Consider the following 14,640-nt stretch of genomic DNA (forward strand, 5'->3'; position numbering starts at 1 on the left):
TCAGTACATGGCCATGCCGCCGTCGACCGCGGCCGTGGTGCCGGTCATGAAGGAGTTGTCCTCGGCGGCGAAGAAGGCGACCGCTTGGGCGACGTCGGCCGGGTGGGCCAGGCGGCCCAAGGGGGTGGCGGCCACCTGCCGCCGCCTCGTCGCGTCGTCGAGCACGGCATCGGCGGTACGGGACTCCACCGGGCCTGGCGAGACGACGTTGACCGTGATGCCCTGCGGGCCGAGTTCCTGGGCGAGATATCGGGCGAACTGCTCGAGTGCGGCCTTGGAGACGCCCAGCGCGATCATGCCCGCGCGAGGCAGACGGCTGAGTCCGGTGCCGATGTAGATGAGGCGTCCCCACTTTCGTTCGGTCATCGTGGGCAGTACGGCTTTGGTGACCGCGAACGCCGCGTGCATCTCGGCGTCGATCTTGCCGCCCAGTTCTTCCCACGTCATGTCCTGGAACGGCTTGACCGCATACGGGATGAGCGCGTTGTGCACGAGCACGTCGATGCCGCCCCAAGCCGCCTGGACCTGTCCGACCATGCTCTCGACGGCCGCCTCCTCGCGTACATCGGCCTGCACGGCCATGGCCTGGCCTCCGGCGGCCTCGATGCCGGCCACGACCTCCTCGGCCGCCTCAGTGTTGCGGAGGTAGTTGACCACTACGCGCATTCCTCGCGCGGCCAGAAGTCGCGCCGTGGCCGTGCCGATTCCGCTGCTGGCCCCCGTCACCAACGCCACCCTGCCGGTCGTCCCGGTCATGGGCCCACCTCCTGCTCGTCGTCGCGGGCAGTCGGGATGACCGCCCGGGGTCGTTCGTCGTCGATGCCCTGGCCTGTCGGGTGGATCGCCCCGTACAGCACGGTGTCGACGGTCGCCCGCAGCAGATCGGCCGCGGTCCAGTCCAGATCCCGCGGCAACTCCGACATGAGCAGCCGCTCCAACGCGCCGCGGGTGATCTCGCTCAGCAGCTCGGGCGGCGCCGGCAGCAAGCCCTGCTGGTGTCCCTCCCGGAACAGCTCGTCGAGCCGCTGGTAGACCACCGCGTCCACACGCTGTTCCACGTACTGGCGCAGCATCGCGTCGCCACGCCCGGTCGCGAGCTGAGGCGCGCCGATCCGTGCGAGCTCACCGCCCGCCGCGATCAGGAACCGCTGCACCCGCACGGCGAAGGGCTGCCCTGCTGCGTCCTCGGTCGCCGCCGCCAGCGTGCGCTCCACCGCGGCGAACTGGTGGTCCAGCACCGCGGCCAGCAGGCTGCGCTTGTCCGGGAAATGACGGTAGATCGTCTTCTTGCTCATCCCGAGCTCACGAGCGAGATCGTCCATGCTCACCCGCGCGAGACCCGACCCGAAGAACAGCCGGCCGGCCGCCGCCAAGATCAGGTCCGCACGCCGCTCGTCACTGTGGGAAACTGAAGGAACTGAATTAGTTTCCATGGTTCCAATCGTTGTTCTCTCTCCCTCCGCTGTCAAGGCAGGCCGTACGGCCAAAGTGCCTGCCGCGCATGCCCAGCCGGGGGCGCGGTACCCGGCGGTGGCAAGCCCGATGAGCGGCAGGACGATGTCGTCCGTCCGGGGCGTGGTCTGCCGTGCATGGTCGATCAGGGTCGTGGCGAGTCGGTCCATGGGTTGGGCCGAGGCCCGGGCGAGCTGGGTGGCGAGCCCTGACACGGCGTCGTCCATGTCGACCCCGGGAGTCTCGACGAGGCCGTCGGTGTACAGGGCGAGGACGGTGCCGGGCGTCAGTGGGATCTCGGTGGGGGACAGTCCGTGTGAGCGGATGGCGGGGCGCACCCGGCCCATGGGCGCGGCGGCGTTGACGTTGTGGCCCTGGAGCTCCGATGGCGGCGGCGGCGGTGGTGTCGTCGACCCGGGCCAGGTCGTACAAGTCGCCGCCGATGTCCATGCCGCGGACGCGGTACAGGAAGCGCGGCACTGTCGGACGAGCGATCAACAGGCTGAAGCAGTCCCGGGCCGTAGCCACGCGCTATGACAAGCGCGGCTACGTCTTCTTCTGCACCGCGACAGCAGCTGCCCTTGTCATGCGGCCCCGCACATGACCGCTCGGGCAGGGTTCAGGGCGTGCCGCCACCCTTCCGGTTACCACCGACGAGCTGACCCACCATCATCACGACGAGGCCGGCAAGGAGAATCGCGGCGCCGATCACCGTTCCGAACGGTCGAGCACCGGAATCGCTGATCATCAACCCGAAGATCAGCTGCCAGCACAGCGCGAAGGCCACCACCAGCTGACCCCAGCCATAGATCCGGGGGGCCCGAACATGGCGCCGATTCATGGGAAGCACCCAGCCGCTGGTAACCGCCGCAACACCGGATGCGGCGATGAGCAGCGCCAACAGGACAAGAGGCACGGCGAGGTACAGCTTCACGGTTTTCCCCCTGCGTACCGGGCCCACGCCCGATGACAGCGTGATCATGACACCCGCTGCATCGCACGTCCATAACCACGCAGGCCCGGTGATCGGCCGGACAAGTCCTAGTCGACCGAGGCGATCGCCGTCTCGCGGGCGGCTGTGTCCATGCCGTCGGCGAGGGTGGCGGTCACGCGGTAGTGGGTGGTCGTGCCCTTGGGCACGGTGGTGTCCGCGTACGACCAGCTTGTGTGGTCACCGCGCGCCTGGACGACGACCTTGTCGAAGGCGTGGGTCGACCGGTTCCACCGGTATACGGCGAAGCCGGTCACTTTGCTGCCGCCTGCGCCCGCGTCGCTGCCCAGCCACCAGTGGACCGAGCCGGTTGAGCCGGCCGAGCGGGTCGTCGCCCACGGCCGGGGTGGCGTCGACGTCGGGGCGCAGGTCGAGCTCGGTGACGTCCTGGACGGCGGCGCCGGTCTGAGGGGTGAGCTTGTTGTCGTACTGGTCGACGGCGATGAAGCTGTAGCGGGCCTGCTCGCCGTCGACGAGGGGGCCCCGCCTGTGCAGGTATCGGGTGTGGTGCCCCTCACGCAGTGTGCGGGGGCGAGGGGCGTGTTCCCACGGCGTACGGCCGTACCCGTCGCCCGCCGGTGGGTCGGCAGTACGACCGCCGCGCCGGTGGCGTCAGCCGTACGACCGTCGCGCCGGTGGTGTCGACCGCGGGCCGGGGCGCCGGGCGACCTCGTGCGCGCAGGCCGGGGGCGCGGCGCGGTTGGCTGACACCAGCTCATGCCCAAAAGCGCCGGGGAGAGGCCCTGGTTCAGGACGACCGCGATCCCTGCCACTACGCGGCCGCCCGCGGACCGTGCCGCAGCGCCGCCCAGCCGCTCGAGCAGAGCCCGGGCCTTCGCCTAGGCTTCCGGGCTCGACTCGACCCGCTCCGCGTAATCGCCTGTGAAGGAGGGCCGGTTCGGTGACTACTGGTACGGGGTGCCACTGCCTTCGGTCATAGCGCCCGTCTACCGCGATGCCGCGCCTTGGCTGGTCCTCGGCGGCCGGCGAGCAACCCTCGCCAGGGACAGTGTCGGGGTTGCTTCGTACACTCACGAGCCCTTATCGTTTTTCGATACCATCGATAATCGATATGCGAGGCGGGGACTCCATGACTGAAGACCGGAAGATGCTCGAGCCCATGGCGACGGTCGTGTCCGTGGTCCTGCGCATTCTGTTGGCCCTTGCCATAACAGGACTCGTCGTTGCGGTCGTACACGGCAGTTGGGGAGGCTTCAACGTCTGCATCGCCGACGAGTCGAGCAGCAGTTCCGCCACACCCGGCGGCTTCGCCGCCGAGAGTGGAGCGCAGGTCGAGTCGATCCCGCGTTACTGCGCAGGGGCGCCCGACGCGCACTTGCGCATCCTGGACGCGCTCAGCAGCCTGCCGTCGACCTTGCTCCTGATCAGCGGCCTGTACCTGCTGCACCGGTTCTTGCGGGGAGCGGAGGGGGAGGGTGTCTACACCGCGCGTACGGCGTCTCGGCTTCGCCTGGTCGGCTGGTGGCTGCTTGCCGGCAGCCTGGTCGTCGAGTTCGCCGAGGCGAATGCCAGGGCAGCCCTGCTTGCGGCGCTCGCCAAGGACGTGGACTTCTCGGCCGGGATCGTGCTGAGCATGTGGCACTTTCCGTACCTGGCTGTTCTGACCGGTCTCGGCGTTCTGACCTTCGCACGGATCACTCGCCAAGGTGTGTCCATGCGTGAAGACCTCGAAGGGCTTGTCTGATGGCTGCCGCGGACGACCACGAAGGCCACGACATCGAAGTGCACCTCGACAGGCTGCTCAGCGAGCGCAGCATGACCCTCACCGAGCTCGCCAACCGCGTCGGCGTGACCAACGTCAATCTGTCCGTGCTCAAGAACGGGCGCGCCAAGGCGATCCGGTTCACCACCCTCACCCGGATCTGTGAAGTCCTGCAGTGCCAGCCAGGAGACCTGCTCAGTTATCGCCCGGGATCCTCGGACGGACGCCCGCGCAGGCCTTGACCGCAGGATCGCGAAGTACTGGCGCCGGCTGAACTGGCGTGTCTGGTCGCCCCGGTTGCCGGCCCGGGTCGGGCCAGTGACTCAGTCGTCTGGGCAGATGATGAAGAGCGGGTAGGCGAGTCGGCGGGGTTGGTCGCCGATTTCGTTGAGCGCGGCGCGGATGTCGTGCAGGTGGCCGGTGGTCATCTGGAGCGGGGGTTCGTGGGGCTGGTAGGTGGTGCGGACCGGGTAGTCGATGCCTGGTTCGGTGGTCATCTCGATGTGGCAGCCCAGGACATGGGTGACCGGTCTGCCTTCGCTGAACTTGATCAGGCGGTCGATGGTGTGAGCGTAGGCGGACCAGTCCTGGACGTAGAGCCGGCCGGGGTAGACGGTGTCGCCGGTGAGCAGGAACCCCGTCCACGGGTCGTAGAACGTGACCGCTGCCTCGTGGTGCCCGGGGGTGGCCAGGCACTCGAGCACGCGGCCTCCCAGGTCGACTCGCGCCACGGCGTTGGGGTCGTGGTCGAATCCGAAGTGCCTCCAGGCCGTGGTGAGCTCTGCGTCGACCACTGTGGTCTGAGGGCGGTCGGCGAACTGGGGGTCGCCCGCGGTGTGATCGCCGTGGGCGTGGGTGTGCAGTACCAGCAGGTGGTAGTTCCGCCGGGGGTGGCGGGCGAGCCAGTCGTCGACGAGCTCGTCAACCACTCGGCGCAGGGGGAAGAACTCGGCGGACGTGGTGGCTCCGGTGTCGATCAGCACTGCTTGTGTGGTGCCGAACAGCAGGAACAGGAACGGTGCCTCGTAGTCGATCGCCATGTTCTGCCGCAGGATGACGGTGTGCTCGTCGTAGGCGTAGACCTGGATGTCCGGGTCCGTGTTGTGCTTGGACGACGGTGAGCCGTGGATCCAGCGGACGTCAATCTCGCGAAGCCGGTGAACCGGGCGGTCGCAATCCATGAAGGGGTTGCCTGCGGACATGACGTCTCCTGAGTGCGTCGTCTTGGCAGACCGGGTACGGCGCACATCTCGTCCGGGGCCGGCACTTGAGAGCCTCCGCCGCGAAGCTACCACGAGGTCGATCGACGCCTCCGTCCGGTCGCTCCACCCCCTGGCACACACCGGCACAGTGCGTTCCGGTGAGCGACCGAAACGGCCCTGCAGCCCAACCCGGACATGCCGTCCTGTTCCGCGGCGAGGTGCCTGCGGGCGTCCCGGGCGTCCCGGGCGTCCCCGTCATGGCCGGCGGGGTGGCACAGGCGGCTCCGGCGGCCCTGCTTTCGGCTCTGGGCACCAGGGCGGCGGCGGTACGTGATCGTGTCCTGGTAAGTGCCTCACCCACCGGCACTCGAGTGAGGCCGGCCCGCGGCCGGCGCGGCCGCGGGGAGTCCGTCACCGTGCCGGGGGTTCGTCACCATCGTCCGTGGTGATCCACGAGGGCGCCATCGGACGCCTCCGGACGTGGGACCTCCCCGGTGCCCACGCGGTCCGCCGGGCGGATTCCGCAGGGGAGAGCGGGGCTGCTCCTAGTATCCGTGCGGCCGGCGGTGTGGATCCGCCTGCTGCACCCGGGCGGCGAAGTTCGAACCGGAGAGGTTCACGTGGTACCGGTCGCGGACGTAGTTGATCGTGGCGCACATGTCCGCGACCACGTCGTACGGGGTGGTCGCGGTGCCCTCCTGGTGGCAGGCGGCGAAGGTGGTGGGGATGCACTGGGTGGCGCCCCGCGAGCAGTTCTGCGGGTGGCCGTCTGGTGCCCTGCGCCCCCCGCGTTGACGTCGTTGAGGTTGACCCGCCACCGCGGGTCGTTGTTGGCGGACTCGCGCTCGGTGATGGTGACCAGCGCCGTACCGGGGGTCTACGCCGGTCAGTTCGCACGCCTCCCGCGTAGCGCCGCATCGCGTCCGGCCCGGACCCGTCGTGTGGATCGTCGTAGGTGACCTGGTTCAGGCCGAGCCGTCCGCTCCCCACCGGGGCCGCGGGGCGGTCAACGGTGAAGTGGGCGTGTTCGCCGAGTGCGCTCAGGGAGGCGTAGCCGGGGACGCCGTCGGCCTCGGCATCCGAGTGGCCCAAGGCGAGCTGTTCCCTGCGGTAGGCCGTCCTGGTCCGTTCGCCGAAGAATCCGGTGTGGGGCCGCCGGGGATGGGGTGGCCCTCGTCGATCAGGGCCTGTTGCACGGTGCGCCTACGCCCTGCCCGCCCTGCCCGCCCTGATCAACGGACTGAGCCGCGACATCGACGCCGTCACCGCCGGACTCTCCGCCCCCTGGAGCTCCGGCCAGGTCGAAGGGCAGGCCAAAAGAACGAAACTACTCAAACGGCAGGGATTCGGGCGAGCCAACCTCGACTTCCTCCGCAAAAACGCGTACTCCTCACGCCCTGAGGCTGCCCCATCAGGACAAGACGGCCCCTTGATAACAGAAAAGGCGGCGCGGCGAAGCCGACTCAATAGCGGTGGTTGGGCCAGTGCGGGTCCTCCCAGCGGGCGGGGCCGGTGAGTCCGATGAGTCGTATGCGGTGAAGCAGTTCCTCGGGAGCGTCCTGGGCCTGAAGCCGCGCTGGGGCGTGACGGACCAACCAGGCCGCGAGCTCGGTGCGCAGGTCATCTGCGTTATCCCAAGCGTCCCATGGGAGTTGATCGCCCAGAAGGTCGTACTCCCAGTGGGCAGCAGCTTCGGTCAGGTGCCGGTCGGCAACGCGGTCTTCGAGTGCCTCCCAGGTGTTGAGCCACGGGCTGAGCGTGGCAGATGCCTCAGCGCACAGCGCGAGGACCTCATACACGGGAACGGCGGGATCCGATTCGGCGAGGGTGTGAGCCCACCAGGCACGCAGGAACTCCCAGACCGCCGCGCTCTGGTGCGCAGGCCACTGCCTCCAGCGGCCGCGAATGAACGAACGTCCGACCTCGTCCATGCCGAACATGGGCTCCACGAGGCCACTGACCAGCGCCCTGGCGAATTGAGGCAGGATACGGCGCAGCACCGCGCCGTGGTCGTTCCAGTCGGGAGCATTCCAGGTGCGACGCAGAAGGTCCGGGTCGAGCACCACGTCCGGGACCTTCAATTGCGCAAGTTCTTCTTCGCTGCCCCAGTGGCAGTCACACTGGGTCTCGTCGCTGCGGGCGGTCATTCCGCGAAAGGTGACGTCCAAACAGTCCAGAGCACGGTCGAGTCGGAGCCGTGCGGGAGTGTCGTCGGGGTTCATCGTGTCGGCACAGCCTCAGGGGGACTCCGGGTGGCTTCCGCCAACCGAAGATCACAACCCTACCGGGTCCCATCAGCCATCGTCACGGCAGTTACCCAGTTTCCCAGCCGCGTGCGATGGCCGGGCAACCAGTCACAAGATCAGCGACAGAGCCGAATCACGTCACCGTCGACACGGGGTCCACGCGGCCGGGGAGGCGCGGGCGGTGCCGGAACTCCCTGCCTTGCCGACCTATCCGCTCTCCCGAAGGTGCTCCCGGGCCTGAAGGCGGGGGCGGCCGCGGCGGTGCCGGCTGGTCGGTGATCTTCTTAAGCGCTCCGCGTGACGACACGTCCGGGCGCCTGGAACCTCCGAACAGCCCGACAGCGACCTGCGACTGATCCTGAGACTCATCGGGGCCGACATAGGTAAGGACGTCGTTGTGATGCCCGGTGACAACCCATCCGTCCACGTCCTCGAGGTCGATCACCCCAAAGTCTCCGGCCGAAGATCCGGCATGAGCCGGGCCGAACCTCGGGGAGGCGGTCCACGTCCTCCGCGAACAGCCCTCCGCGCGGGGCGGGCGCATCCAGTCGGGCAGTGCGCGCGGCGGGGCCGTCCTACTCGGCCGGCAGACGGAGCATCGGTTCGAAGGCCGCGTCCTCCTCGCCCTCGACCGAAGGGAGGAAGCCGTCCGGGACGGTGCGGGCGGCCGTGGTGAGGAGGCGGGCCAGGACCTCGGGCTCGGTGGCCGGGGGGAGGCGGAGGGCGGCGAGGAGGCGGTCGCGGACCTCGGGGTGGTCCGGGTTGTCCTCAAGATGGTCGGCGTTGAGTGCGGGGGGACGGAAGCCGGCCAGGGCGTCGTGCCAGGAGGGGAGGACGATGGCCAGGGTCAGGGCCTCGGCGAGGGACTCCGCGATGAGGGAAGCCTGGCCCTCGGAGTCGGTGTAGAGGACGGGGCGGACGCGGTCGGAGCCGGCCGGGCCGCAGAGGTAGTGGGTGCCTCCCGCGTTGCAGCCGGCCACAGGCTCCACCGGGAGACCGGCCGGCAGGGCGATCGACTCGATGGGGTCGGTCCGCGTGAGGTCGAACTCGCCGTCGCAGGCGAGGTACGCCTCGACCTCGGGGTCGGCGGCGATCCGGCGGAGCAGGGCCTCGTCGGAGAGGGCGGCCGGGTTGAGGCCGTGGGCGGCTTCGGGGGTCAGGGGGTGACCCGCGAGGACGTGGCGGACGGTGTCGAGTGGGACGGGCCGCCCGTAGTCCTCCTCGAAGTGCGCCTGGACGGCCTCGGGGGAGCGGTCGGTGAGGAGGCGGAAGAGGTGCCCGGAGCCGTCCGGGTCCGGGCTGTCCGAGGGGAACTCGATGCCCGAGCCGGTGCGCCAGGCGCTGCCGCCGGTCTCCCACCACAGGCAGGCGGTGACCCGCGGGGCGCCGAGGCCCTCGTCGACGAAGGCCGGGTCGTCCAGGAGCGGGCGCAGCGCGGCGGGCACCTCGTCGATGACACCAGGCCAGACCTGTCCGTCGTCCGTGGCGTACGGGCTCATCTCCGACTCGTGGTCGAAGCCGCGGATGAGCACACCGGCCGGGGTGAAGAGGACGGAGAAGTCGTCGCCCGAGCCGTTGTCCATCAGGGCCGCCTCGGTCCCAGGCCCCCAGGTGGTGGAGAAGGAGTAGCGGGAGAACCTCGGGTCGCGGCAGATCGCCTGGTCCAGCACGGCCAGCGCGCGCAGGTGCGCGCGGAGCTCGGCGGGGTCCGGGAGGAGGGCGGCGGTCGTGTGCACGGTGTCCATGGGCTCATGTAAGCAGCCGGCACTGACATCCAGGGCGGCGGTTCGGTCACACCTGCTCCCTCACTCAGGGAACGAAAAGGCCGGCTCACGCAGGCGGGGTAAGCACAGCACACTGCGGGGCATTGCTCCACAGATGCGGCATCGGTTCGCACAAGGACGCCCTCGCGCAACGGCGTTCCACTGGCGACGAAGGTCCAAGACTTGCCCCTCTCAGCCATCCGCTCAGCGTCGGCCTTGAACAGCACCGTCACGCCCTGTCCAGCCAGTGCTCCCACAATCGCGACGACGTCCGCCGGCACTCTCCCCTCCCGAAGTGCTTCGAACGCGCCATCGGACGAACATACTCACTCCGGGCCGGACCCTGGACACCGCCCGCATGACCCAAAGTGACCGATCGGCGCGCTCTGAGCTGGAATACGCGACACCTCAACATGCGAGCTCACCAGTCCCGAGCCCGCTTATGGGCGGAGTGGCCGCTCGAGGCGTTACACCTTGAGGCGCGCGAGGTTCGGGAGAAGCAAGCAACGCCCGCCGTGGGCGGGGGTTCGGGGGGCGTACGGGGCGGCGGTCAGGACTGCGAGCGCCGGTGCTCGTTCCAGGCCTGCGCGGCGAGTTGCGTGGGCGTCGCCCAGCGGTCTTCGCTCTGCTCGGCGATCGAGTCCCAGATGCGTTGCTGGACGCGGGCCAGGGCGTCGAGGCCTGCAGTCGGGCGAGCTTCCACGCCGGGTGAGCAGCGGCGGCGCTCTACGCCTGCTCGGCGGTGTGGCCGTGGGCGATGAGCCAGAGCAGCCACAGCGCCGGCTCGATCCAGGCGGCTCCGAGGGAGGCCCATCCCCAATTACGGGGCCGCACCGGCTGCCCGATCGCGTCCGCGCGTCCCGACACCCGGCCCCCGAGATGGCGCTGTCGCTGGCGCCGGACCGCATCGTCCCCACCCGCACAACGCAGCTCCGCACCACTGCGCGTTCCGGAAGACCCCCGGGTGACCACGGAGTCGCCCGCCACCGGTGCCGATCTGCCGTGGGGGTGCCGCGAACGGATCCTGCCCACCGGCCGGCAGTTGCGGGATGGATCCCGCCTCTCCGCATCCACGCCCACACCGACCGTGCGGACGCGATCTGAAACCGGTGCCGCCAGGCTGTCGGCGTCATGGAGAACCCCTTCCCGACAGGGGGTGTCGGTAGGGCCACCCCCTGTCCGGTGTCCAGGCCCAGCGACGAAGAGCGCTGAGATCGGCAGAATTCACGTCGACGAACCAACGAGGAACCCACCACACGGATCCCAGGGGGACAGCCATGAACGAAACCGTCGCCAGGCGTCTGACGGGTCTTGCCGGCATCGCCACTGCGGCCGCCTTCATCGTCGAAGTACCTCTGTACTTCATCTACTCCGGTTCACCGCCGGACTCGAACGTCCTCGCCAGGCTGCTGATCGGAATCCTCGCCCTGGCGTTCCTGATCGTCTTCGTGACGGCCTTCCGTGAACTGGTGAAAGGGGCGAATCCCGCCTACGAATGGGTCGGCACGATAGCCCTCGCCAGCGGACTGGTCTACGCGACGATCACGCTGGTCTCCAGCGGTCTGGAAGCCGGCGCCGTTATCGCCGCCGACCACCCGATCGACCCGACCATCACGGTCAGCGGCACCTACATCCTCTACGGGGCGATCGGCCGCCTCATGCTCGCGCTGTTTCTGACCGCCGTGGGCTACGGAATCTCCCGCACGCACCTGCTGCCGCGTTGGACCGACCGCTCTGCCTTCATCCTGGCAGGGGTCAACCTGGTCTTCGTACCGTCCCTGTTCTTCGGTAACACCCCCGCACACTTCTACGCGGCGAACGGCTGGGGCACTACCGCCCTGATGGGTGCGATCTTCAGCTACTGGATGCTCGCTCTGGGCATCTGCATCTACCGCAGTGCCACGCGACTTGCGCCCGCCGACTCACCGGCTCTGCGGCACTGACGCCGCTTGCGCAGAAGATGGTCACGGTGCCATGTACGCACCAGGTGGGCATCCCTGCGTCCCCGCGAAGCCCGGCGTCCTCCTTCGAGCCGGGCTCGGCCCCTTCTCGCGCTCGGGGCCGCCCGGGACGCCTACGCGGTCGGGTGACTCGAAACGCGGGATTGGGGAACCGGAAGAGATGCCCTGCCCCACAAGGGGAGGGCCGGGTCTCCGGACGCCCGGCTCCCTCACCGGAAGAAGGACCATGATGGCGCACGAGGACGACGGTGGGCACGCCGTGCCGAACACCCCCGGCATGCGCTCCGACGGCGACGGCGTCACACGCCGCCGTCCGCTTGGCGAGCGGCACGTCGAGGAGACGGTCGAGGTCGCGGTGCCGGTCCGCACGGCCTACAACCAGTGGACGCAGTTCAAGACGTTTCCGCGCTTCTCGACCGTGGTGCGCGACGTCGAGCAGATCAGGCCTACCGTCACGGCGTGGACCATCGGCTACGGCCCCCTGCGTCACCGTTTCGCGGTCGAGATCGTGGAACAGGACCCTGACGCCTACCTGGCCTGGCGCGGCCTGGAGCAGCACCCCACCCACCAGGGCGAGGTCGAGTTCAGGCCGACGGAGTCCGGTGGCACCGCGATCACGGTCCGGATGCTCCTCCAACCGCGCGGGGCCGCGAAGGTCCTCACCCGCTCGTCCAGGGTCGTGGGGATGACCGCGCGACTGGTGCGCGAGGAACTGGTCAGCTTCAAGCACTTCATCGAAGGGCTCGGTCAGGAGGGCGGTGCCTGGCGCGGGACCATCCGCAACGGCCGGGTTCAGCACGACACCTCGGAACCGCCCAGGAGCCGTGTCGCCCAGTGGCCCGTCGGCTGACCCGCGTACCGCACACGGCAAGAGAAAGGCCAAGCGATGCAGAACCCGACCGGTGAGGAGCCGGAGACATCCCTCTCCGTGACACCGCCGAAGAAGTGGGCGGCCGGGGTTCCCGCCGTCGTACACGCGCTGGAGTACTCCCTGGAGCAGACCTCCCCGCGCAAGACAGGGGTCGACCTGCTCACCATGAACCAGGTGGGCGGGATCGACTGCCCCGGCTGCGCGTGGGCGGACCCCGCTCCGGGCCGGCGCCATCGCAATGAGTACTGCGAGAACGGCGCCAAGCACATCAACGACGACGCCACGACGCGCCGGATCACCGCCGACTTCTTCCGCGAGCACAGCGTGTCCGATCTGGCCGCTCGCTCCGACATGTGGCTCAACCAGCAGGGTCGGCTCACCGAGCCGATGATCAAGCGGCCCGGGTCGGACCGCTACGAGCCCATTGGCTGGAACGACGCCCTGGGCGTCCTGGCGCAGGAACTGAAGGGGCTGGACTCGCCCGACGAGGCGGTCTTCTACACCTCCGGCCGGGCCAGCAACGAGGCCGCCTTCGTCTTCCAGCTCTTCGCCCGCGCCTACGGCACCAACAACCTGCCCGACTGCAGCAACATGTGCCACGAGTCCAGCGGCTTCGCCCTGAACGAGACGCTGGGCGTCGGCAAGGGCACGGTGAGTCTCGACGACCTCCACCACGCGGACCTGATCTTCCTGGTGGGGCAGAACCCGGGCAGCAATCACCCGCGGCAGCTTTCGGCCCTGGAGGAGGCCAAGCGCAACGGCGGCCGCATCGTGGCGGTGAACCCGTTGCCGGAGGCGGGGCTGCGACGCTTCAAGAACCCGCAGAAGCCGCGTGGGGTCGTGGGGCGGGGCACCCAGATCGCCGACCGCTTCCTGCACATCAAGCCGGGCGGGGACCTCGCCCTGTTCCAGGCACTGAACCGGCTGTTGCTGGAGGCGGAGGACGCGCGTCCCGGCACCGTCCTGGACCACGACTTCATCGACGCCCACACCTCCGGATTCGAGGAGTTCGCCCGGCACGCCCGCACCGTCGACTGGGACGACGTGCGCGCGGCGACGGGACTGACTCGCGAGGAGATCGAGAAGGTCCGCGACGAGGTCCTGCGAAGCGAACGCGTCATCGTGTGCTGGGCGATGGGCATCACCCAGCACAAGCACGGCGTACCCACCATCCGGGAGATCGTCAACTTCCTGATGCTGCGCGGCAATCTGGGGCGCGCCGGCACGGGCGCCTGCCCGGTGCGCGGCCACAGCAACGTCCAGGGCGACCGCACCATGGGCATCTGGGAGCAGATGCCGGACACCTTCCTGGACGCCCTTCAGAAGGAGTTCGGCTTCGATCCGCCGCGCCCGCACGGCTTGGACTCGGTGAACTCGATCAAGGCGATGCTGGAGGGCCGCGTCAAGGTCTTCCTCGCCCTGGCCGGGAACTTCGTGCGCGCGGCGCCCGACAGCGAGGTCACCGAGAAGGCGATGCGTTCGTGCCGGCTGACCGCCCACATCTCCACCAAGCTCAACCGCTCGCACACCGTCTGCGGCGACACCGCCCTGATCCTGCCGACGCTGGGGCGCACCGAGCGTGATGTCCAGGCCGACGGCGAGCAGTTCGTCACCGTCGAGAACTCCATGAGCCAGGTGCACACCTCCCAGGGACGACTCGAACCGGCCTCGCGCATGCTGCTGAGCGAGGTCGCCATCCTGTGCCGGCTCGCCCGGCTGAGCCTCGGCGGCGAGGTGGACATCCCCTGGGCCAAGTTCGAGGGCGACTACAACACCATCCGCGACAGCATCTCCCGGATCGTGCCGGGCTTCCACGACTTCAACGCCCGGGTCACCCGTCCGGGAGGCTTCGAGTTGCCCAACCCGGTCAACGAGGGCGTGTTCAGGACCGAGACCGGCAAGGCCCGGTTCACCTGCAACGAGCGAGTGGTCCCCCGGGCCCCCGAGGGTCACCTGCTGCTGCAGACCTTGCGCTCGCACGACCAGTGGAACACCGTCCCGTACACCAACAACGACCGCTACCGCGGCATCCACGGCAGCCGCCACGTGATCCTCGTCAACCCGGCCGACCTGTCCGAACTCGGCCTCGCCCAGGGCGATCGCGTAGACCTGGTGAGCGTCTGGGAGGACGGCACCGAGCGCCGGGCCGAGAACTTCGAGGTCGTGTCCTACCCCGCGGCCAAGGGTTCGGCCGCCGCCTACTACCCGGAGACGAACGTCCTGGTGCCGCTCGACAGCGTCGCCGACGTAAGCAACCAGCCCACGTCGAAGGGCATCGTCGTCCGCCTCGAACCCACAGGCGACCGATCCCGGCCGGCACCCGTCTGACCGAAACCGACGACGCCGCGGGGGCCCGCTGACAGCAGCGGGTCGCCGCCACCCGTCCAGGCGATTTCGTCTGGAACGGGTGGGGGGTGCCCCTATGTCTTTG

General features: G+C 69.2%; 15 protein-coding genes and 1 riboswitch. Of the genes, 5 read left to right on the forward strand and 10 right to left on the reverse strand.

Annotated features, from left to right (window positions below; genetic code table 11):
* The 4 genes from ACIBA9_RS22420 to ACIBA9_RS22435 form a co-directional block, all read right to left on the reverse strand.
* On the reverse strand, positions 1–756 hold the full coding sequence (locus ACIBA9_RS22420) for an SDR family NAD(P)-dependent oxidoreductase (protein ID WP_399365480.1): 756 nt from the start codon (positions 754–756) through the stop codon (positions 1–3).
* Complete coding sequence (locus tag ACIBA9_RS22425; protein WP_399365482.1) at positions 753–1,790, reverse strand: TetR family transcriptional regulator; 1,038 nt, start codon at positions 1,788–1,790, stop codon at positions 753–755. The genes ACIBA9_RS22420 and ACIBA9_RS22425 overlap by 4 nt, the downstream gene beginning before the upstream one ends.
* Before the next feature lie 281 nt (positions 1,791–2,071).
* Entirely contained in the window at positions 2,072–2,386 is a 315-nt protein-coding gene (locus ACIBA9_RS22430; RefSeq protein ID WP_399365484.1) for a hypothetical protein, read from the reverse strand.
* A gap of 107 nt (positions 2,387–2,493) precedes the next feature.
* Positions 2,494–2,700, reverse strand: coding sequence for a hypothetical protein (locus ACIBA9_RS22435; protein ID WP_399365486.1), 207 nt, complete (start codon positions 2,698–2,700; stop codon positions 2,494–2,496).
* 833 nt (positions 2,701–3,533) lie between these two features.
* Here ACIBA9_RS22435 and ACIBA9_RS22440 point away from each other — a divergent pair.
* Positions 3,534–4,148 carry a DUF2975 domain-containing protein gene (locus tag ACIBA9_RS22440; protein ID WP_399365489.1) on the forward strand — a complete coding sequence of 205 codons (615 nt, stop codon included), beginning with the start codon at positions 3,534–3,536 and terminating at the stop codon, positions 4,146–4,148.
* Complete coding sequence (locus tag ACIBA9_RS22445; protein ID WP_362163651.1) at positions 4,148–4,408, forward strand: helix-turn-helix transcriptional regulator; 261 nt, start codon at positions 4,148–4,150, stop codon at positions 4,406–4,408. Before ACIBA9_RS22440 ends, ACIBA9_RS22445 begins: the two co-directional genes overlap by 1 nt.
* An 81-nt stretch (positions 4,409–4,489) precedes the next feature.
* Here the strand turns inward: ACIBA9_RS22445 and ACIBA9_RS22450 are convergent, their stop codons facing one another.
* The 6 genes from ACIBA9_RS22450 to ACIBA9_RS22475 form a co-directional block, all read right to left on the reverse strand.
* On the reverse strand, positions 4,490–5,368 hold the full coding sequence (locus tag ACIBA9_RS22450) for an MBL fold metallo-hydrolase (protein WP_399365491.1): 879 nt from the start codon (positions 5,366–5,368) through the stop codon (positions 4,490–4,492).
* A gap of 11 nt (positions 5,369–5,379) precedes the next feature.
* Positions 5,380–5,447, reverse strand: a riboswitch (guanidine-III (ykkC-III) riboswitch).
* 466 nt (positions 5,448–5,913) lie between these two features.
* Positions 5,914–6,186 carry a hypothetical protein gene (locus ACIBA9_RS22455; RefSeq protein ID WP_399365493.1) on the reverse strand — a complete coding sequence of 91 codons (273 nt, stop codon included), beginning with the start codon at positions 6,184–6,186 and terminating at the stop codon, positions 5,914–5,916.
* 645 nt (positions 6,187–6,831) lie between these two features.
* Positions 6,832–7,590 carry a hypothetical protein gene (locus ACIBA9_RS22460; RefSeq protein WP_399365495.1) on the reverse strand — a complete coding sequence of 253 codons (759 nt, stop codon included), beginning with the start codon at positions 7,588–7,590 and terminating at the stop codon, positions 6,832–6,834.
* Positions 7,591–8,189: 599 nt separating this feature from the next.
* Complete coding sequence (locus ACIBA9_RS22465) at positions 8,190–9,359, reverse strand: hypothetical protein (protein WP_399365497.1); 1,170 nt, start codon at positions 9,357–9,359, stop codon at positions 8,190–8,192.
* A 568-nt stretch (positions 9,360–9,927) separates the two neighbouring features.
* On the reverse strand, positions 9,928–10,080 hold the full coding sequence (locus tag ACIBA9_RS22470; protein ID WP_399365499.1) for a hypothetical protein: 153 nt from the start codon (positions 10,078–10,080) through the stop codon (positions 9,928–9,930).
* Between the two features lie 23 nt (positions 10,081–10,103).
* Positions 10,104–10,244 carry a hypothetical protein gene (locus ACIBA9_RS22475; protein WP_399365501.1) on the reverse strand — a complete coding sequence of 47 codons (141 nt, stop codon included), beginning with the start codon at positions 10,242–10,244 and terminating at the stop codon, positions 10,104–10,106.
* A gap of 410 nt (positions 10,245–10,654) precedes the next feature.
* Here ACIBA9_RS22475 and ACIBA9_RS22480 point away from each other — a divergent pair, with 410 nt between their 5' ends.
* The 3 genes from ACIBA9_RS22480 to ACIBA9_RS22490 all read left to right on the forward strand — a co-directional run bounded on the left by ACIBA9_RS22480 (position 10,655) and on the right by ACIBA9_RS22490 (position 14,537).
* The gene (locus ACIBA9_RS22480; RefSeq protein ID WP_399365503.1) at positions 10,655–11,320 is read left to right on the forward strand and encodes a hypothetical protein; all 666 of its coding nucleotides are present in this window, start codon (positions 10,655–10,657) and stop codon (positions 11,318–11,320) included.
* Between the two features lie 247 nt (positions 11,321–11,567).
* Complete coding sequence (locus ACIBA9_RS22485) at positions 11,568–12,188, forward strand: SRPBCC family protein (RefSeq protein ID WP_399365595.1); 621 nt, start codon at positions 11,568–11,570, stop codon at positions 12,186–12,188.
* 36 nt (positions 12,189–12,224) lie between these two features.
* On the forward strand, positions 12,225–14,537 hold the full coding sequence (locus tag ACIBA9_RS22490) for an FdhF/YdeP family oxidoreductase (protein WP_399365505.1): 2,313 nt from the start codon (positions 12,225–12,227) through the stop codon (positions 14,535–14,537).
* Positions 14,538–14,640 lie beyond the last annotated feature (103 nt).

Origin of the sequence: Streptomyces sp. NPDC051452 (assembly GCF_044454765.1) — a bacterium.
Lineage (GTDB): Bacteria > Actinomycetota > Actinomycetes > Streptomycetales > Streptomycetaceae > Streptomyces.